Source organism: Mesoflavibacter sp. (genome assembly GCF_964226795.1).
Taxonomy (GTDB): domain Bacteria; phylum Bacteroidota; class Bacteroidia; order Flavobacteriales; family Flavobacteriaceae; genus Mesoflavibacter; species Mesoflavibacter zeaxanthinifaciens.
Genome location: NZ_CAXQQP010000004.1, coordinates 162,375 through 181,426 on the forward strand (window position 1 = coordinate 162,375; position 19,052 = coordinate 181,426).

Below are 19,052 nucleotides of genomic sequence, written 5' to 3' on the forward strand. Positions count from 1 at the left end.
TTTTTTATTCTTTTATAAATTTAATTGTATTTCCATTTTTAAATTTCAAGAAATACATTCCATTTGTAAAATTGCTAATATCAATTTGTTCATTGTCAGCAATAATTCCTTTTTTAATTTCATTTCCAAGAATTCCAAAAATGGTATATGGTTCTTTTGAATTTAAATTTGAAATTTGAATAATTTCTTTTGATGGGTTTGGAAATATTTTAATTTTAGTATCATAATTAAAATCATTTAATCCTAATACATTTGAAGCGCTAACTTTTATATCATCAAAAAGCATTTCCTCTTGAGAGCCTAAGGAATTAAAAAGAATTCTAACAGACATAGAATTTCCTGTATTTGGAATTGAGGTTGAAATTATTTGAGAATTTTGGTCAACTAATATATCATTAGCATCAATGTTAATGCCATCTAAACTTGAATCGTAATAAAAACGGGTATCTGTTCCACCACCACAACTTATTATCGTTTGATATGCTCCACCGTCAATAGATATTTGTACTTGCAATATATCATTAGTTTCATACCTATTTCCATCGTTTCCTCTGGGTGCAGCTAGACGAAATTCAAAAGCTAAACCACTAGCTCCAGTAATATCTATTGGATTTGTTTGGATATAATGATCCTCTGCTGAAAAACCAGCTCCATCGTAATCCTCTAATGCTATCACATTTCCAGAAAACCCTGAAGTGGCGTTTCCCAGAGGTAAGCTAGAAGGTATAGCTCTAGTTATATAATCTGCTGCTACAGTCATAAAGTTGACTGAACTCCCAGATGCATTGTATAGTTGGTATGTATCAAAATCAGTTCCTTCAAAATCATTGAAGTATAAAGTGGTTTGAGCATTAGAAAGTGAAGGAATAATAAGCATTAAAGCTGCTAAATTCAAAAAAGTGTAAAATTGTTTCATTTGTTAATTTTTAAAGTTTAATATTTGGTTTTAATGTTTGCTAAAGATTATTAAACGAAGTTAGAACAAAAACTCAATTGACCAAAGGTTTAATTAAACCCATCTCGCAAAGCTTCAATAAAATCTTCCAAACTTTCAATTTGGTTATACACTTTATCATTCACTTTTAAAATAGGAATGTGGTTAACAGAGCTATTGGGTTTTAAGGCTTTAAAGTCTTTAATTAATTTGTTGTAATGTGTTGTGTCTTGATCAATATTATACTCTTGGTAGCCAATTTTGTTTTTGGTTAAAATACGCTTGGCATCAGGACAAATACTGCAATCGTTTTGAGTATAAATTTCAACGGTTTTAGATGTTAGTGCTTTATCTAATTTAGTATCTAACAGCTCAAAATCTTTATCAAATTGTAAGGCGTAAGCCACTTCGTTAATCACTAACGTGTATGTGTATTTACCTTCTTTTTCGTTTAAAATAACCATAGTTAGCACGCGTTGTTTGGACTTTGGTGGTATGGTTTTTAAAATAGGTCTTTCGCTACTGCGTCTAAAATCTTCGGTATCAACTTTTAAAAAAATATCATAAGAGATAGAGTCTGTATTTTCTATATACAACTCATAGCGTTTACCTTTAATTTCTTCAATAAGTTTAACGTGTTTATGGTCATTTTGTGCGTTAGTGCCAATAGTAAAAAGGGTTAAAAGTAAAAGAACTATATAGTTTTTCATTATTTAAAAAGCTTTACAAAGTAAAAGTAACAGATTACATTTATATTTGCATAAATCAAAGCAAAATTCATGCCTTTAAATTTAACAAAACCACTTTGTTTTTTCGATTTAGAAACTACCGGAATCAATATTACAACCGATAGAATTGTCGAAATTTCAATTTTAAAAGTCTATCCAAACGGAAATAAAGAAAGCAAAACTTGGCTAGTTAATCCCGAAATGCCAATACCAGCAGAAGTCTCTGCAATACATGGTATAACTGACGAAAAAGTAGCAAACGAGCCAACGTTTAAGCAATTAGCATCAGAGATTAACAACATGATTAAAGATGCAGATTTAGCAGGTTTTAACTCTAACCGTTTTGATATTCCGTTGTTAGCCGAAGAAATGTTGCGTGCCGATATGGATTTTGATATGAAATCGCGCCTCGCGATAGATGTTCAGACTATTTTTCATAAAATGGAACAACGTACACTTAGTGCAGCGTACAAATTTTATTGCGATAAAACTTTAGAAAACGCACATACAGCAGCAGCAGATACATTGGCAACTTATGAGGTTTTAGAAGCACAAGTAGAACGTTATGAAGATTTAGAAAACAATGCGAAGTTTTTAGCCGAGTTTAGTTCGCGTAAACGTTTTGCAGATTTTGCTGGTTTTATTGCGTTTAATAAAGAGGGACAAGAAGTGTTTAGTTTTGGTAAACATAAAGGAAAATTAGTAACCGATGTTTTAGAAACCGAACCAGGTTATTTTGGATGGTTGTTAAATGCTGATTTTCCGTTGTACACTAAAAAAGTGCTAACCGCAATTAAGCTAAGAGCGTTTAATAATAAGTTGGGTTAGATCAATAAACAATTAACAATAAACAATTAACAATAAATAGTTGTCAGTTGTCAGGTCGAGCGCAGTCGAGACCTAATTTTAAGCTAATAAAATATAAGTCTAAACAATCGTAAACAAAATCTAAAAATCCAACAATCTAGTAATCTAAAAATCTAGTTAATCTAAATATGAAACTAATCTGCATAGGTCGTAATTACACCAAACATATAGAAGAATTACAAAACGAGCGTCCAACAGAACCAGTAGTTTTTATCAAACCAGATACAGCTATATTATTGAAAAAACAACCGTTTTTTATACCAGATTTTTCAGAAGATGTACACTACGAAGTTGAAGTGTTGGTAAAAATAAATCGTGTAGGTAAACACATTGATAAAAAATTTGCCCACAAGTATTATGATAAAGTTGGATTAGGTATAGATTTTACTGCAAGAGATCTACAACAAAAGCTAAAAGAAAAGGGATTACCTTGGGAAAAAGCAAAATCTTTTGATGGAGCAGCAGTAATTGGAAACTGGATGGATAAGTCAGAAATTTCAGATATTAACAACTTGAATTTCAGTCTGCAAAAAAATGAAATTACCGTACAAAAAGGTAACACTAGTCACATGCTCTATAAAATTGACGAGATTATCGAATATGTGTCTAAATATTTTACATTAAAAATAGGAGACATTATCTTTACGGGTACGCCTGCAGGAGTTGGCAAAGTTGTTGCTGATGACGCACTAAAAGGATATATAGAAGACAAAGAAATGTTTTCGATTAAAGTTAAATAAATGGAACAGCATTATAAATTAGAAAGAATAAAAGAGCTAGCAGATAATGACCAAGATTTTATCATGGCATTAGCACAAACATTTTTAGAAGAAGTCCCAGAAGATGCAGCTGTTTTAAAAACCGCGGTAGAAAATAAAAACTACAAGTTATCTTACCAAACAGCTCATAAAATGAAACCAACTGTAGATATGTTTGAGCTTGGTGTACTTAACGATTTAATCGAAGTGCAAGATTGGGGTAAATTTGAACAAACCGATAAAGATATTTCAAGTAAATTAACTATTGTGCTTACAGCAATAGATAACGCAGTTAAAGAAATTAAAGAAGATTTTAATTTATAATGCAAGCCGAAATAATAACCATTGGAGACGAGATTCTCATTGGTCAAATTATAGACACAAATTCAGCTTTTATAGGTAAAGCGTTAAATTCAATAGGAGTATCTGTATATCAAATAACGTCTATACAAGATGAAAAAGAACACCTAATAAAAGCTTTTAAAGAAGCAGAAGAAAATGCCGATATCATTATTATTACAGGCGGATTAGGACCAACTAAAGATGATATTACAAAACATACTTTAGCCGAGTATTTTAATGATATTTTGGTTCAAAATGATAAAGTATTAGCTCACGTAGAGCAACTTTTTGAAAAATATATTACCACACCAATTTCAGATTTAAATCGAAAACAAGCATTAGTACCATCAAAAAGTAAAGTGCTAATGAATAAGTATGGTACAGCTCCAGGAATGTGGATGGAAAAAGGAGATAAAGTTTTTATATCCTTACCTGGTGTTCCCTACGAAATGAAAGCGCTAGTAGAAGATGAAGTACTGCCAAAATTAGCGCACAAATACAAAAGACCATTTATTTTACACAAAACCATTTTAACCTATGGTTTAGGAGAAAGCGCAATTGCACAACGTATAGAACATATAGAAGACCAATTACCAAAACATATTAAACTAGCATATTTGCCTAGTTTAGGACGTGTGCGTTTAAGATTGTCTGGTAAAGGCAACGATGAAGATGTTTTAAATAAAGACATCCAAACGCAAGTTGAAAATATCTTACCATTAATAAAAGATATTTTTGTTGGTTTTGAAGACAATAATAATAGTATAGAACAAATTATTGCTAATCAATTAGTAAAAACTAACCAGACATTGGCAATTGCCGAAAGTTGTACAGGCGGAAAATTAACCCAAACCTTTACACAACATTCTGGCGCATCGGTATATTTTAAAGGCGGATTAGTCACTTATGCTACACAAAGTAAAGTAGATGTTTTAGGTGTAGATCAAGCTATTATAGAAAAACATTCTGTTGTAAGTGAAGCTGTTGCAAAAGCTATGGCTATTAATGTAAGAGAAAAGCTGAATGCAGATATTGGGATATCAACAACAGGTAATGCAGGACCAACAAAAGGAGATTCTGATGCAGAAGTAGGAACAGTTTTTATTGGATTTGCCACTAAAGAAGGCGCAAAAGCCTTTCAATTTAATATGGGTAACCATCGTGAGCGTGTAATAAATAAAACCGTAAATAAGGTTTTAGAACTACTTCAAAAAGAAATTTTTCAAAATTAATTATTTAGCTATTGTCAAATAGTAAATAATTAGTATATTTGCACCTCGATTTTTAATAACACTTTTAAAGTTATATAGTAATGTCAAGAGTTTGTGAACTTACAGGAAAGAAGGCAATGGTTGGAAACAACGTGTCTCACGCAATGAATAAGACAAAGCGTACATTTGGAGCTAATTTAATTAAAAAACGTTTTTATATTCCTGAAGAAGATAAGTGGATAACTTTAAAAATATCTACATCAGCGTTAAAAACAATTAATAAAATCGGTATCTCTGCTGCATTAAAAAAAGCAAGAGCTAACGGATTTGTAAAATAATATTAGCCTAATAGGTAAATAATAGTAATTATGGCAAAGAAAGGTAACAGAGTACAAGTAATATTAGAGTGCACAGAGCACAAAGAGTCTGGTAAACCAGGAACATCTCGTTATATTACAACAAAAAATAAGAAGAACACGCCAGACAGAATGGAGTTAAAGAAATTTAACCCAATCTTAAAGCGTATGACAGTTCATAAAGAAATTAAGTAACATTCTTTATTGCAAAGAATTTAAAAAAGATAAAAGATGGCAAAGAAATCAGTAGCATCGTTACAGACAGGATCAAAAAGATTATCAAAAGCTATAAAGATGGTAAAATCTCCTAAAACAGGAGCTTACATGTTCGTAGAGTCTATTATGGCGCCAGACTTAGTAAACGACTGGTTAAAAAAATAAGAATTGCGCTTTCGCAATCCTATTAAGCTACTTTCTGCCCGAAGGTGGCTTTTTTTATTTTAAAATATTGCGTTTCTTTACACTGTAATTATGACAATTTAGCAGTAAAACTATTTGGCTCTATTATTGTAATTGCATCGCTAACAAACAAATATTAAAACTATATGAGTTTTTTTAAAAGAATATTTTCTTCAGAAAAAAAAGAAACACTAGACAAAGGATTAGAAAAGTCTAGTACAAGCTTCTTAGGTAAGCTAAGTAAAGCAGTTGCAGGAAAATCTAAAGTAGATGATGATGTTTTAGATAACCTAGAAGAAGTTTTAGTGACTAGTGATGTTGGTGTTAATACGACATTAAAAGTTATAGAGCGTATTGAAGAGCGAGTAGCTAAAGACAAGTATTTAGGTACAGACGAATTGAACCGAATCCTACGTGAAGAAATTGCAGGATTACTATCCGAAACCAATTCTGGAGAAGAAACAGAATATACAATACCAAATTTGCCAGCACAATCAAACGGACAAAAGACTCCATATGTGTTGATGGTAGTTGGTGTAAATGGTGTTGGTAAAACAACAACTATTGGTAAATTAGCTTATCAGTTTAAAAAGAAAGGACTTAAAGTTGTTCTTGGTGCAGCAGATACCTTTAGAGCAGCAGCGATAGATCAATTACAAGTTTGGGCAGATAGAGTAGATGTACCGATGGTAAGACAAGAAATGGGATCTGATCCTGCAAGTGTGGCTTTTGATGCTTTACAATCTGGTGTCTCTCAAGATGCAGATGTTATAATTATTGATACTGCTGGTCGTTTACACAACAAAATTAACTTAATGAACGAGTTAACTAAAGTAAAACGTGTCATGCAGAAAGTAGTTGGTGACGCGCCACACGATGTATTACTGGTTTTAGATGGTAGTACTGGTCAAAACGCTTTTGAACAAGCAAAACAATTTACAGCAGCTACAGAAGTAACAAGTCTAGCTGTGACCAAGTTAGATGGTACAGCAAAAGGTGGTGTAGTTATTGGTATAAGTGACCAATTTCAAATACCAGTAAAATATATAGGTGTTGGAGAAGGTATAGAAGATTTACAAGTGTTTAATAAATATGAATTTGTAGATTCTTTCTTTAAATAGAAATTTTTCAACATAAATTATTACAAAAAAAGCCTCTTATTTAAAGAGGCTTTTTTTGTATTTTTATTGAAAACAAAATCATGAAACTAGCTAAATTCCTAATTGTATTTTTTTTCTTATTTAATAGTTGTAAAGAAAACATTAAAACAGTAAAAGAAGACGAAGTTGAAAATGAAATAAGTTCTATTTCTACAAAAGACTTTAGAGAGTTTAAAGTTTTAGATTCAAAATACATATCTAATGCTTCAATTTGGGAGCGATTAAATTCGCAATTAGAAGATTTTTCAGAAGAAAATTATCAGCAATTAAAGCCATTAATTTTAGATCAAGATATACCAACGCTTCAGCAGTATATTATTGATGGCAAACTAACTTATGAAAGTCTTACAAAATTCTATTTATATCGAATTAGAAAATTTGACAGAGAAAATGATTTGGCATTAAATTCAGTAATAGCTGTCAATCCTAATGTGATAATGGAAGCTAAAAATAGAGATGAATCTTTTAAAAATATGGATGTTAACGTACGTGATTTATTGATGTCTGTTTATGGTATGCCAATTCTTTTAAAAGATAATATTAATACCTCAGATATGGTAACTACTGCTGGTGCTGTTGCTTTAAAAAATAATAAAACCGAAGACGCATCAATTGTTAAACGATTAAAAGAAAAAGGCGCGTTAATTTTAGGTAAAGCTAATTTAAGCGAATGGGCATACTTTTTCTGCGGAGATTGTCCTAGCGGTTATAGTGCAATTGGTGGACAAACATTAAATCCATACGGAAGAAGAGTTATTGATACAGGTGGATCTAGTTCTGGTAGTGGTGTAGCGGTAGCGGCTAATTTTTGTTTTGCAGCTATTGGCAGCGAAACTGCAGGGTCAATTTTATCGCCAGCAAGTCAAAACTCGGTTGTAGGTTTAAAACCTACTATTGGATTGGTAAGTAGAAGTGGTATTGTACCTATTTCATCTACACTAGATACAGCAGGACCAATGTCTAAAAATGTAATTGACAATGCTATACTTTTGGATGCTTTAGTTGGTTTTGATAATGCTGATAGTAAATCTATTGAAGCAGGTTCAAGCATTATAAATTATGATGAATTGAAAAATTTTTCTGTAGAAGGAAAACGTTTAGGAGCAATTAAATCTCTTATGAAAGATTCTTTATATCTAAGAGCAGTAAAGGATTTAAAAGCTATTGGTTTTGAAGTAGTAGAAATAGAAATGGATAACGTTGAATTACCAGACTTTATAAGACTGCTAAATTTAGATATGCAAAAAGACTTACCAGAATATTTTAAAACATACGCTGATGCATCTTTAGGTTTTAAAACTATATATGATATTATCGAATTCAATAAAAAAGATTCATTAAATAGTATGCCTTACGGACAGAAGTTATTTGAAGGTGTAGTTGTAGATGAAGCTTCGGTTAATGAATTGGAGGCAATTAAAGAAAAATTAAAAGCCAATGGTAAACTATTTTTTGACAAACCAATGGAAGCAAGTAATTTAGATGCGATTTTGTCAATTAATAATTATCATGCTGCACATGCTGCTGTAGCAGAATATCCAGCATTAACAGTTCCGATGGGATATGAAAAAAATGGAGCGCCTAAAGGAATAACTTTTATAGGGAAACCTCTAACAGAAAATCAGTTATTACAAATAGGTTTTTCTTTTGAAAACAAGACAAAGTATCGTCAGTCTCCAAAAGAACTTAATTAATTACCGCATTAATTTTTTGCCAAAGTTCGTTGTCAAAACCAGATAAACCAAAAGAAGAATTGTCAGGATTAGCAACTTCTCCCATTCTTATTACTACTAGGTTTTTACTAGGTACAACGTAAACTTTTTGATCGTTTTTACCTAAACCAGCAAACATATCTGCTGGTGCATTTGGGATTAATTCACCTGTAAATTCAACTTGCGTTGTTGGTAAGTGAAAGCTTGATTTGCCATTTAACCACCATAAATATCCATAAGCTAAATTAATGTCTTGAGATGTGTTTGTAGCTTGGTTGGTATAGCTTTCACTAATAATTTGTTGGTCTTCCCATTTACCGTTAGCTAACGTCATTAGACCAAATCTAGCCATGCTTCGTGTGTTACTCCAATACACACTTAACGCATTTAAATTTACCCAGCTACCAGTCATTCCTATTTTATCACGTAATTTTTCATTAAAATAGGTATCCCAATCTTGTCCAGTAGCTTGCGCCACAACATCTTGCATTTTTACATATACATTATGATAGGCCCAACGTGATCCAGCATCTGCTAAATATTGAAGATTTTCAGGAGAAACATCATCTCCAGTTTCATCGTCCAAACCAGAAGTCATTGATAATAAATGTTTGCAAGTAATTAGGTTTTCTTTGTTTAATGTAGCGCTTGTCCAACCTGTACCAATATAATCAGAAACTTTATTTTCAATATTTAAAAAACCTTCGTCTTGAGCAATACCTGCAACAGTTGCGGTTAATGTTTTACCTGCGCTTGCCCAATACCAAATACTATTGGCGTTATGACCATTCATATAAGATTCTACCACTATTTTACCGTTATGAAGCATAATAAAACCTTTTGTGTTTTTTTCATCTAAAAAATCTAATAAAGGTTGAAGTTGGCTTTCATTCCAACCTGCTTCTGCTAAAGTTTTAGTTTCCCAAGTGTCTGAATTTATAGGTGGAAAATATAAACTATCTTCATTGGTAGTTGGTGTTTCATCAATTTGATTATTGTCATTACTGCTGCAATTCAGTATTAAAAAAGAAAATGAAAATAGAAAAAGCAGTTTTTTCATAACAGTTTGGTTTTCAACTTTAGACTAAAGTATACAAAAAAGGTTTAATGTCTATTTTTTAATATTATTTCGACACTTAAAAATCGTAAATCATTACGTATCTTTGCCATCCAAAATTAAGGTATGAGAACTAAATCGCTTAAAAAGAATAAAATAAACGTTGTTACTTTAGGTTGCAGTAAAAATGTGTACGATAGTGAAGTGTTAATGGGACAGCTTAAAGCAAATGGAAAAGAAGTTGTACATGAGCAAGAAGGTAACGTTGTGGTTATTAATACCTGCGGATTTATTAACAACGCCAAAGAAGAAAGTGTAAATACTATTTTGCATTATATGCAGAAAAAGGAAGATGGCGAAGTTGATAAAGTATTTGTAACTGGTTGTTTAAGTGAGCGTTATAAGCCTGATTTGGAGAAAGAAATTCCTAATGTTGATCAATATTTTGGGACTACAGAATTGCCTGGTTTACTAAAAGCTTTAGGTGCAGATTATAAGCACGAATTAATTGGCGAACGTTTAACAACAACACCAAAAAACTACGCCTATTTAAAAATTGCTGAAGGTTGTGATAGACCTTGCAGTTTTTGCGCAATACCTTTAATGCGTGGTAAACACAAGTCTACACCAATTGAAGATTTAGTAGTTGAAGCTGAAAAGTTAGCAGCAAATGGAGTTAAAGAATTAATTTTAATTGCTCAAGATTTAACCTATTACGGATTAGATTTATATAAGAAAAGAAATCTTGCCGAATTACTTGAAAATCTTGTGAAAGTTGAAGGTATAGAATGGATAAGATTACACTATGCATTCCCAACTGGTTTCCCGATGGATGTTTTAGATGTTATGAATCGCGAGCCAAAAATTTGTAACTATTTAGATATTCCTTTACAGCATATTTCTGATAAGATTTTAAAAAGCATGCGTCGTGGTACAACACAAGAAAAAACAACCAAGTTGTTAAAAGAGTTTAGAGCTGCAGTACCAGAAATGACTATACGTACCACTTTAATAGTTGGTTATCCAGGTGAAACAGAAGAAGATTTTGAAACCTTAAAACAATGGGTAACAGATATGCGCTTTGAGCGTTTAGGTTGTTTTACTTATTCTCACGAAGAAAATACACACGCGTATAATCTAGAAGATGATGTGCCAGAAGATGTAAAACAAGATCGTGCAAATCAAATTATGGAAATACAGTCACAAATTTCTTGGGAATTAAACCAAGAAAAAATAGGACAAACCTTTAAAGTGGTTATAGATCGTAAAGAAGGCAATTATTTTGTTGGTCGTACCGAGTTTGATAGTCCAGATGTGGATAACGAAGTGCTAATCGACGCAACTACAACTTACCTTAAAACTGGTGACTTTTATAATGTTAAAGTTGTAGAAGCAGAAGATTTTGACTTGTATGCACAAGTTGTAGAATAGTTTAAGACTTGTCTAAGTTCCTACTAATTTTTCTAATGGCGCTTTCAATAGATTTTTCGGGTTCAATAATATTATATTCGCCCCAAAATTCTGGGTCAGTAAAACCAGAAACTTCATCTTGAAGGATACTAGATGGTCTTAATCTTTTATTTTCATTAGAACTTATAGTGTTGTTGTCTAAATTCCAATCTGTAATAGCCATTTCACTATTTAATGTGTATTTGCTATTAAAAAGTTTACCCTTCCAATCTACTATAAAAGTTAACAACATATTGCTGTAACTGTAATACCACTTTCCGTTTTTAACTCTGTAAGTTACTTTGTAATTAGCTTCTGTAGGAGTTATCTCGACTCTATTAGGTTTTTTCTTTACAAAAAATGAAGATGCTTTAGCTTTGTTTTCAACATTTAAGTTGTAATCAGCACTTGTAAGTGCGTAAGTTTGAGAATCTATATATAGTTTGCCATAGTAAAGCGGCATAGTATAATTAGAGTTTTGTTTAAAGTTAACAACGTAAACCATTCTGCCATTTTTTTCAGTTGATTGTTCAAAACTAAAATCATAGTATTTTATAGTTTCATTATTAAAAACATAATCTGGGTATTTGATCATATCTGCGTATAAAGATCCAAATGGTCCACCTTGTAGCTTTAAAGCAAGAGTATCTAATCTGTTGTAGTTGGTCTGCTTTCTGGACTTTATTAAGGTTATTTTATCAGATTTATAATTAGTGTAAGGTTGTTTTTCTATGCTTACAATAGCTTCTGCTAGAGAAGCATTTCGGTTTCTCTTTTTTATGGATTCACGATAAAAACCTGTCATATACGCGTTCTCTGTTAAATAATTTTCACCTTTTAAGGATAGTGTTTTTTTTACTAAATCATAAGCGTCTTTAGGTCTTACAATATCAACAGAAGCTAATATGGTTGCTGCTGGTGCTAGGTATATTTTAGCATTATCATTATCTATTTCAGATAGCTTTACTTTTTGCTGTTTATAACCTAAAAATGAAATTATTAAACTTTCATTTAGTTGATTTTTTGGTACTTTGATAGAAAATTCTCCTTCTTTATTAGTAATAGTACTAATATTACTGTTTGTAAGCGATACATCTGCTAGAGCTAATTCTTTTTTGTTGTTTTGGTCTAAAACAACACCTTTATACTCCATTAAATTTTGAGAATAACTTACCGAAAAATAGAACGTAGCAAGTAATAAAAATAGAGCTTTTGAGGTGTTAAATTCAATCTTTTTCATAATATTTTTATTTAAAGTGCTATCTATAAATATACGTAAAAAAGCAACATGAATTATAAGGATTTATGTTAATTTTAAGACAAGTAATAGTCCTTTGTGTGTTATATTTGTAGTAGAATTTTTTACTTATGCCAACAGACTGTATTCCATTTAAAGACACAGGATATTTTTCTACTTTAATAACCGATTATCTCTCAGAAAAAGAAGAGTTAAAACCATTTTATAATCGTTTTCCTAATCTTCAAAATTTTAAGTTTCAAATAGAAGAAAAGAAAGCGTCATTTCCTTTAGAAAATAGAAAGGTACTTGCAGAGACTTTAATAGATCAATATCAGTCTTTTGATACGTCGTTACAAACTTTAAACAATATTGAAGCACTGCGTAAAGACAACACGTTTACGGTAACTACAGGTCATCAACTTAACTTGTTTACAGGACCTTTATATTTTTTATATAAAATTATTTCAACCATAAATCTTACTAAAAATTTAAAAGCAACCTATCCAGAGTATAATTTTGTTCCTGTCTATTGGATGGCGACCGAAGATCATGATTTTGAAGAAATTAACTATTTTAATTTAAACGGAAAAAAAATAAGATGGAATAAAAAGGCATCAGGTGCAGTTGGCGAATTATCTACAGAAGGTTTGCAAGATGTTTTAGAGGTATTCTCTCAAGAGTTAGGACTTGGTAATAATGCAAATAAACTAAAGCAATGGTTTGAAAAAGCATATTTAAAACATAGTAATTTAGCCGAAGCAACTTTATTTTTAGCAAATCAACTTTTTAAAGATTATGGATTAGTAATTGTTGATGCCAATCACAAAAAATTAAAGCAATTATTTGTTCCTTATATAGAAAAAGAACTTGTAGAGCAAACGTCTTTTAATAAAGTGATGCAGACCAATGCTGAAATTGAAAAAACGTCAGAAAACTATAAAATACAAGTAAATCCAAGAGAAATTAATCTGTTTTATATAGAGGAAAATCTAAGAGAACGTATTGTTTTTGAAGATGAAACTTACAGCGTATTAAATACAAATATTACTTGGACAACTCCTGAAATTAAAGAAGAAATTAAAAATCACCCAGAACGTTTTAGTCCAAATGTAATTTTACGTCCGTTATATCAAGAAGTTATTTTGCCAAATCTATGTTACATTGGCGGTGGCGGAGAATTAGCCTATTGGTTCCAATTAAAAGAAAATTTTAAGGCAAACAATGTAGTTTTTCCTATGTTATTATTACGTAATTCGGTACTGTTAAAAACCGAAAGGCAAGCCAAAAAACTAGACAAACTGAATATTAATAATGCTTCATTATTTTTAAAGCGTGATACATTCATAAATAAACGTGTACGTGAAATTTCAAATATAGATATCGATTTTTCACCTCAAATAAAGCATTTAAAACAACAGTTTGAAGATTTATATGCTTTGGCAGAACAAACCGATAAATCGTTTATTGGCGCAGTAGATGCGCAAAGACGTAAGCAAATAAAAGGCTTGGAGCACTTAGAAAAACGTTTGCTTACAGCACAAAAAAGAAAACTAAAAGACCATGTGCAGCGTATTACAGATTTGCAAAATCAACTATTTCCAAATCAAAGTTTGCAAGAGCGTAGCGTAAACTTTTCCCAATTTTATTTAGAGTATGGAGATAGCTTAATACCACAATTAATTAATAATTTAGAGCCTTTAAAAAGCGAATTTTTAGTTCTTCAATTACAAGATAATGCATAAAATAGATATAGATTTAGTAGAAATGACGCTAGACGTCATGAAATACACAATAGACCGAATCTCTAAAACAGAAGATGTTATCGGTAAACCTCAAAAAGCAGAAACTTTAAAAGCTTTAGTAGGAGAAACTATTACAGAAAAAGGAATTGGAGGCGAAACCGCATTTAACATGTGGAAAAAACACTTAATGCATGCTAATGTAAAAATTGATCATCCACGTCATTTAGCTTTTGTACCAGCATCACCAACAAGAGCTGCAGTAATGTTTGATTTAGTAACATCAGCGTCAAGTATTCATGGTGCGTATTGGATGGAAGGTGCAGGAGGTATTTTTTGTGAAAACGAAGCTATGAAGTGGATTGTATCCTTAACCGGTTTACCAGAAGGAGCGTTTGGGGTATTTACAAGTGGCGGTACTGCAGCTAATTTATCTGCAATAGTAACTGCGCGCGAATATTGGAGAAGCTTAAATGATCAAAATAAAAACGAAAAAGGATTAATTATAACCTCTATTGGTGCTCACTCTTCAATAAAAGCTATGGCAAAAGTGGTGGATGTAGATGTTTTACTGGTAGAAACAGAAGATAGATTAGAAGGAGACGCTTTGCAAAGTACCATTAACAGCTTAACCCAGCACCAACGTCAACGTTTATTTGCAGTTGTTGCAACTGGTGGTACAACAAATGCCGGTATTATTGATGATTTAAGTGCAATTGCAGATATCTGTCAAAAAGAAAAGTTATGGTTTCATGTAGATGCTGCATATGGTGGAGGCGCTTTGGTGGCAGATTCTGTTAGACACTTATTTAACGGAATTGAACAAGCAGATAGTATCACAATAGATCCTCATAAATGGATGTTTTCTCCGTATGATTGCGGAGCAGTAATCTACAAACAACCTGAATTAGCAAAAAAAGCACATTCTCAAGAAGGTTCTTATTTAGAAATTTTTAAAGATGAAGGTGCGCATGGATTCAATCCAACAGATTATCAAATACAATTAACACGTCGTGTTAGAGGTTTGCCTCTTTGGTTTAGTTTGGCTACACACGGTACAGATAGATATAAAGAAGCTGTAGAACGTGGTATAGAATTAGCTAATATAGCAGGTAAAATGATAGAAGATTATGATCATGTAGAATTGGTTAGAGAGCCAAGTTTATCATGTGTATTGTATAGAAGAAAAGGTTGGAATCCAGAAGACTATCGTAATTGGACATTTACAAACCACGATAAAGGTTTTGCATTAGTGACTCCTACAAAATGGAAAACAGGCAATACTTTTGAAACCGTCTCACGTTTCTGCTTTATTAACCCAGATACAACAGAACAAGATATAAAAGCAATTTTAGAATCGATGTTTTAGTTGATAGTTTTGTTAAAAAATAAGTTGAAATTTAATATCACATAAATAGTAATTTTCAACGCAATTATTATTTTTGTGCATGCAACACGACAAAGTACTTATTTTAGATTTCGGATCGCAATACACACAACTAATTGCGCGCAGAGTTAGAGAACTTAACATCTATTCCGAAATACACCCATTTAACAAAATACCCAACAATTTAGAAGACTACAAAGCGGTAATACTTTCTGGTAGCCCAATGTCTGTAAGATCAGAAGATGCATATCATCCTGACTTATCAGATATAAGAGGTAAAAAACCAATGCTAGCGGTATGCTACGGTGCACAATATTTAGCACATTTTTCTGGTGGCGAAGTAGCAGAATCCAATACGAGAGAATACGGTAGAGCAAACTTAAGTTACGTTGAAGAAAACGAAACTTTTTTAGAAGGCATACATATTGGTAGTCAAGTTTGGATGAGTCATAGCGATACAATCAAGATTTTGCCAGAAAATGGTGTGCTTTTAGCAAGTACACACGATGTGCAAAACGCAGCTTATAAAATAGAAAATGAAACAACTTACGCTATTCAATTTCATCCAGAAGTATATCATTCAACAGATGGAAAATTACTGCTAGAAAATTTCTTAGTAAAAATAGCAAAAGTTAATCCAGATTGGACACCAAATGCTTTTATAGAAGAAACTGTAGAAGATTTAAAAACAAAGTTAGGTAACGATAAAGTAGTTTTAGGATTATCAGGTGGTGTAGATTCATCTGTAGCAGCAATGCTTTTACACAAAGCAATAGGTAAAAACCTATATTGCATCTTTGTAAATAATGGATTATTACGTAAAAACGAATTTTCAGACGTATTAGAACAATACAAAGGAATGGGCTTAAATGTAAAAGGTGTAGATGCTTCGGCACGCTTTTTGGATGCCTTAAAAGATGAAAGTGATCCAGAGAAAAAACGTAAAGCTATTGGACGTGTATTTATCGAAGTTTTTGATGACGAAGCTCATTTAATAGAAGACGTAAAATGGTTAGCACAAGGTACCATTTATCCAGATGTGATAGAAAGTGTTAGTGCAACTGGCGGACCAAGTGCAACAATAAAAAGTCATCATAATGTTGGAGGATTACCAGACTTTATGAAACTTAAAATTGTAGAACCATTAAAAGAATTGTTTAAAGACGAAGTAAGACGTGTTGGTGCATCAATGGGTATGGATAAAAACCTTTTAGGTCGTCATCCATTTCCAGGTCCAGGTTTAGCTATCAGAATTTTAGGAGACGTAACAGCAGAAAAAGTTCGTATATTACAAGAGGTAGATGCTATTTTTATCAACGGATTAAAACAAGCAGGATTGTATGACAAAGTATGGCAAGCAGGCGCCATGTTACTTCCGGTAAACAGTGTAGGAGTAATGGGCGATGAACGTACTTACGAAAAATGTGTAGCATTACGTGCTGTAGAAAGTACAGACGGTATGACTGCAGATTGGGTAAATTTACCATACGAGTTTTTACAAAAAACAAGTAACGATATAATAAATAAAGTAAAAGGCGTTAATAGAGTAGTTTACGACATTAGTAGTAAACCACCAGCAACAATTGAGTGGGAATAAACAAAAAATCGTCACTTCGAGTGATTTTCGAAGTATGAGAAAATAGTATCGAGAAGAATGGCGTTACCACAAGGGTCGGGCTTTCACTACTCGCTTCCCAACAAAAGTTGGGAGAGCTCAAACAAACCGTTCAATCCCTAACGCACTTTTACAACGTATAATTAGATATGAGAAAATTACTATATATTTTAGGCTTATTAATGGTCTTTAGCTGTGCTTCCGCGAAAGCGCAAAATTACAAAACCCATAAAGTCCAAGCAGGAGAAACTTTAGAGCAGATAGCAAAGCAATACAACGTCTCAAAATCTTCTGTTTTAGCCTTAAATCCTGATGCAAGAAAAGGGTTAAAAGTAAGTTCTGTTTTAATAATACCAAAACAAGGTGTAGTTGTTAAAGAACCAGAAACCAAAACAAAAGAAACAAAAACGCTGTTAGGGTTTAAAACTCATAAAGTAAAACGAAAAGAAACGCTTTACAGTTTATCTAAAGAATATAATGTAACTCAAGAAGATATTAAAAAGCACAATCCAGAATTGTATGCTAACAATTTGCGTAAAGGCGACCGTATAAAAATTCCAGAATATAAAATTGTAAAAGAAGTTGTTGAGACTAAATCGCCTTTAACAACATATACTGTTCAACCAAAAGAAGGAAAATGGCGTATTGCTTATAAATACGGAATTACGGTACAAGAACTTGAAGATTTAAATCCTGCTATGAATGATGTTTTACAACCAGGTGATGTTGTAAATGTACCAAACAAAGAAGCTGAAACCATAAAAGAAGTAGACGAAAAGTATAGCTATTATACAGTTTTGCCAAAAGAAGGTTTTTATCGTATTAAATTAAAAACTGGGTTAACCCAAGAAGACCTTGAGAAATTAAACCCTGAACTAGAAGAAACTGGATTAAAAGAAGGTATGGTTTTAAAAATACCTTTTAAAGGAAGTAACTCGACAATAGAAGGTGTTGTAAGTAGCATGACTACAAATGCAGGAAAAGTAGATTTAACAAAAAGTAATATTAATCCTGAAACTAAAAAGATAGCAATCATGCTTCCTTTTGGTTTAAATAAGGTAAATACAGATTCTATTTACGACACCAAAAAACAAATCGAAACAGATAGATATTTAAGTGTGTCTTTAGATTTTTATACAGGTGTAAAAGTAGCGTTAGATTCTTTACAAGAATTAGGAGTAAACCTAAAAGTTGATGTGTTTGATACGCAAAATAGAGAAAGCGAAGTGGCTTCAATTTTAAGAAGAAATGATTTTTCAGAAACTAGCGCAGTCATTGGACCAATGATGAAAGATAATTTTAACACAGTAGCTTCACAATTAAACAATCAAAAAATACCCGTAGTTTCACCATTAACAAAAACGGTAAATTTAGGAGACAATGTTTTTCAGTCAAGACCATCTGAAGACATGATGGAAACAGCTATAATAAATCATTTTAAAGCAGACACGACAGCACATATCATTATCATATCAGACAAAAAAAACAAATCGGTTAGTGATAAATTAAAAAGAGAGTTTACAAGAGCATCAGTTTTATCTTCAAGAACAGAAAGAAAAACAGGAAAAGATGCGTATTATGTATTAGATCAAGATATAATTAACGTGTTAAAACCAGGAAAAAATGTGGTGTTTTTAGAAACAGACAATCCAGGTTTTGTATCTAATGTTTCCAGTTTATTAAATTCAAAAATTGTAACAGGTACAGATATAATCTTAACCACTACAAAAATGGATAAAAAAGCTTTTGAAGACGAAGAAGTAAGAAACACACACTTATCTAATCTTAACTTTACCTATTCAGATATAAAAAAGTCTTACAACGAAGACGAAAATAATAGCTTTGCAAAGCGCTACAAAAGTATTTATAATGAATTACCAAATAGTTATGCAACAAGAGGCTTTGATATAACTATGGATGTAGTGTTACGTTTAGTTACATCAGAAGATTTATATATGTCTGCAAACCAATACCCTTTAACAACCTATGTAGAAAATAAGTTTGCTTACAAGAAAAAGTTATTTGGCGGTTATTACAATGATGCTGTTTACTTAGTAAAATACAGTGATTTAAAAATAGTAGAAGTTACCGAGTAATT

Annotated in this window: 18 protein-coding genes; 14 read left to right on the forward strand and 4 right to left on the reverse strand. The window is 31.9% G+C overall.

Features of this window, described 5'->3' with window-relative positions:
* Window positions 1–4: 4 nt before the first annotated feature.
* Window positions 5–916, reverse strand: coding sequence for a T9SS type A sorting domain-containing protein (locus ACEQT4_RS02155; protein ID WP_370225789.1), 912 nt, complete (start codon window positions 914–916; stop codon window positions 5–7).
* A gap of 89 nt (window positions 917–1,005) precedes the next feature.
* On the reverse strand, window positions 1,006–1,644 hold the full coding sequence (locus ACEQT4_RS02160; RefSeq protein ID WP_370225790.1) for a glutaredoxin family protein: 639 nt from the start codon (window positions 1,642–1,644) through the stop codon (window positions 1,006–1,008).
* A 69-nt stretch (window positions 1,645–1,713) separates the two neighbouring features.
* Between ACEQT4_RS02160 and ACEQT4_RS02165 the strand changes: the two genes are divergently transcribed.
* From ACEQT4_RS02165 to ACEQT4_RS02205, 9 genes are all read left to right on the forward strand, one after another.
* Entirely contained in the window at window positions 1,714–2,490 is a 777-nt protein-coding gene (locus ACEQT4_RS02165; RefSeq protein ID WP_370225791.1) for an exonuclease domain-containing protein, read from the forward strand.
* Between the two features lie 167 nt (window positions 2,491–2,657).
* The gene (locus ACEQT4_RS02170; protein ID WP_223076350.1) at window positions 2,658–3,269 is read left to right on the forward strand and encodes a fumarylacetoacetate hydrolase family protein; all 612 of its coding nucleotides are present in this window, start codon (window positions 2,658–2,660) and stop codon (window positions 3,267–3,269) included.
* Window positions 3,270–3,611 carry a hypothetical protein gene (locus ACEQT4_RS02175; protein ID WP_027880096.1) on the forward strand — a complete coding sequence of 114 codons (342 nt, stop codon included), beginning with the start codon at window positions 3,270–3,272 and terminating at the stop codon, window positions 3,609–3,611.
* Window positions 3,611–4,861 carry a competence/damage-inducible protein A gene (locus tag ACEQT4_RS02180; protein WP_370225793.1) on the forward strand — a complete coding sequence of 417 codons (1,251 nt, stop codon included), beginning with the start codon at window positions 3,611–3,613 and terminating at the stop codon, window positions 4,859–4,861. The genes ACEQT4_RS02175 and ACEQT4_RS02180 overlap by 1 nt, the downstream gene beginning before the upstream one ends.
* A gap of 80 nt (window positions 4,862–4,941) precedes the next feature.
* Window positions 4,942–5,178 carry a 50S ribosomal protein L28 gene (gene rpmB / locus ACEQT4_RS02185; RefSeq protein WP_027880094.1) on the forward strand — a complete coding sequence of 79 codons (237 nt, stop codon included), beginning with the start codon at window positions 4,942–4,944 and terminating at the stop codon, window positions 5,176–5,178.
* A gap of 30 nt (window positions 5,179–5,208) precedes the next feature.
* On the forward strand, window positions 5,209–5,391 hold the full coding sequence (gene rpmG, locus ACEQT4_RS02190; protein WP_027880093.1) for a 50S ribosomal protein L33: 183 nt from the start codon (window positions 5,209–5,211) through the stop codon (window positions 5,389–5,391).
* Between the two features lie 36 nt (window positions 5,392–5,427).
* Entirely contained in the window at window positions 5,428–5,577 is a 150-nt protein-coding gene (locus ACEQT4_RS02195) for a DUF4295 domain-containing protein (protein ID WP_081653195.1), read from the forward strand.
* A gap of 164 nt (window positions 5,578–5,741) precedes the next feature.
* Entirely contained in the window at window positions 5,742–6,716 is a 975-nt protein-coding gene (gene ftsY, locus ACEQT4_RS02200) for a signal recognition particle-docking protein FtsY (RefSeq protein WP_027880092.1), read from the forward strand.
* 80 nt (window positions 6,717–6,796) lie between these two features.
* Window positions 6,797–8,449, forward strand: a complete 1,653-nt coding sequence (locus tag ACEQT4_RS02205; RefSeq protein WP_370225795.1) for an amidase family protein — start codon at window positions 6,797–6,799, stop codon at window positions 8,447–8,449.
* Here ACEQT4_RS02205 and ACEQT4_RS02210 read toward each other — a convergent pair.
* Complete coding sequence (locus ACEQT4_RS02210) at window positions 8,442–9,527, reverse strand: serine hydrolase domain-containing protein (protein WP_370225796.1); 1,086 nt, start codon at window positions 9,525–9,527, stop codon at window positions 8,442–8,444. The genes ACEQT4_RS02205 and ACEQT4_RS02210 overlap by 8 nt on opposite strands.
* A gap of 123 nt (window positions 9,528–9,650) precedes the next feature.
* Between ACEQT4_RS02210 and rimO the strand changes: the two genes are divergently transcribed.
* Complete coding sequence (gene rimO / locus ACEQT4_RS02215; RefSeq protein WP_027880089.1) at window positions 9,651–10,955, forward strand: 30S ribosomal protein S12 methylthiotransferase RimO; 1,305 nt, start codon at window positions 9,651–9,653, stop codon at window positions 10,953–10,955.
* Window position 10,956: 1 nt separating this feature from the next.
* On the opposite strand, the gene ACEQT4_RS02220 is transcribed toward rimO, so the two are convergent.
* Complete coding sequence (locus ACEQT4_RS02220) at window positions 10,957–12,213, reverse strand: carboxypeptidase-like regulatory domain-containing protein (protein WP_370225797.1); 1,257 nt, start codon at window positions 12,211–12,213, stop codon at window positions 10,957–10,959.
* Window positions 12,214–12,341: 128 nt separating this feature from the next.
* Here ACEQT4_RS02220 and bshC point away from each other — a divergent pair, with 128 nt between their 5' ends.
* The 4 genes from bshC (at window position 12,342) to ACEQT4_RS02240 (ending at window position 19,050) form a co-directional block, all read left to right on the forward strand.
* Entirely contained in the window at window positions 12,342–13,955 is a 1,614-nt protein-coding gene (bshC, locus tag ACEQT4_RS02225) for a bacillithiol biosynthesis cysteine-adding enzyme BshC (protein ID WP_370225799.1), read from the forward strand.
* Window positions 13,948–15,321: an aspartate aminotransferase family protein gene (locus tag ACEQT4_RS02230; RefSeq protein ID WP_370225800.1), complete on the forward strand. Its 1,374-nt coding sequence runs from the start codon at window positions 13,948–13,950 to the stop codon at window positions 15,319–15,321. Before bshC ends, ACEQT4_RS02230 begins: the two co-directional genes overlap by 8 nt.
* A gap of 79 nt (window positions 15,322–15,400) precedes the next feature.
* A complete protein-coding gene (gene guaA / locus ACEQT4_RS02235) occupies window positions 15,401–16,936 on the forward strand; it encodes a glutamine-hydrolyzing GMP synthase (RefSeq protein ID WP_370225802.1) in 1,536 nt (511 codons plus the stop codon).
* Window positions 16,937–17,103: 167 nt separating this feature from the next.
* On the forward strand, window positions 17,104–19,050 hold the full coding sequence (locus ACEQT4_RS02240; protein ID WP_370225803.1) for a LysM peptidoglycan-binding domain-containing protein: 1,947 nt from the start codon (window positions 17,104–17,106) through the stop codon (window positions 19,048–19,050).
* Window positions 19,051–19,052 lie beyond the last annotated feature (2 nt).